Annotated in this window: 1 protein-coding gene; it reads left to right on the top strand. The window is 71.4% G+C overall.

Annotated features, from left to right (window positions below):
• On the top strand, positions 1 to 1,586 hold a 1,586-nt coding region (locus ACIBNE_RS41120), incomplete at both ends, for an AMP-binding protein (protein ID WP_399281212.1).

Raw genomic sequence — 1,586 nt, 5'->3', positions numbered from 1 at the left:
TCGCCGGGTTTCGATGCCGCGACGGCCGAGATCGTGGTGACGTTGTGCAGCGGGGCCTGCCTTGTCCTGGCAGCCCACGACGACCTGAAGGGCGGGGAAGCGCTGGCACGCTTCGTCACCGCGCGCGGGGTCACTCATGTGACGCTGCCGCCTGTCCTGTTGGCCGAACTCGCGACGGACAGCCTGCCCACGGTAACGACGCTGGTGACCGCCGGTGAATCGCTGCGGTCGGACCTGGTCGGCCGGTGGGCGGCGGGGCGTCGCCTGGTCAACGCCTACGGTCCGACGGAGTCGACGGTCTGCACGACGACGGGCGTGTTGAACGCGGACAGCGCGATCCCGTACATCGGGTGCCCGATCGCCAACACCCGGGTGTTCGTGCTGGATGCTGCGTTGCGGCCGGTGCCGGTCGGGGTCGCGGGGGAGTTGTATGTGTCCGGGGCGGGTTTGGCTCGTGGCTATCTGGACCGGCCGGGGCTGACGGCGGAGCGGTTCGTCGCCAGCCCCTACGGCGTGCCGGGTGAGCGGATGTATCGGACCGGGGACTTGGCCCGGTGGCGTGCCGATGGGCAGTTGGAGTGTCTGGGGCGTACGGATGACCAGGTGAAGGTGCGTGGCTTCCGTATCGAGCTGGGTGAGGTCGAGGCGGCGCTTGCCACGCACCCGGCCGTTGCCCAGGCCGCTGTCGTCGTGCGTGAGGACCAGCCGGGCGACAAGCGTCTTGTCGGGTACGTCGTCCCGGCGGCCACCGTCGACGGCGCCACCGTCCGCGCCCACCTCGCCGGCCTGCTGCCCGACTACATGGTGCCTGCGGCGATCGTGACGCTGGACGCGCTGCCGCTCACGGTGAACGGCAAGCTCGACCGCAAGGCCCTACCCGCCCCCGACTACGCCACGGGCGCCACCGGACGCGGTCCGGCGAACGCACGGGAAGAGATCCTGTGCGCGCTGGCCGCCGAAGTGCTCGGCCTGCCGTCGGTCGGGGTCGACGACAACTTCTTCGACGTGGGCGGGCATTCCCTGCTCGCCACCCGCTTGGTGAGCCGCATCCGTTCGGTGTTCGGGGTGGAGGTGGCGATCCGCGCGCTGTTCGAGGCACCCACGTTCCGGGAGCTGGCCGACCGGCTGACCACCTCGGGCGCGTCCCGGCCCCCGCTGCTGGCGGTGGCGCGACCGGAGACGGTTCCGCTGTCGTTCGCCCAGCAACGCCTCTGGTTCCTCGCAGAGTTGGAGGGCCCTTCGGCGACGTACAACATCCCGATGGCGCTGCGGCTGACCGGCGCGCTGGACACCGATGCGCTGCACGCTGCGCTGCGTGACGTGGTGGGCAGGCACGAGGTGCTGCGCACGGTGTTCACGACCGTGGACGGCCGTCCCTGTCAGCGGATCCTGGACGTCGGCGCGGTCGGTGACCTGCTCACCACGGCCGACGCCGAGGGGGCGGGACCGGCCGGGCTGGCCCGTCTGGTCGCGGATGCGGCGGAGCGGCGGTTCGATCTGGCGGGAGAGGTGCCGCTGCGGGCGTGTCTGCTGCGGACCGGTCCCGACGCGTACGTACTTGTCGTGGTGCTGCACCACATCGCGGG

It is taken from the genome of Streptomyces sp. NPDC050504, from assembly GCF_044458065.1.
Classification (GTDB): Bacteria; Actinomycetota; Actinomycetes; order Streptomycetales; family Streptomycetaceae; genus Streptomyces.
This window is presented reverse-complemented; position numbering and strand designations above follow the sequence as displayed.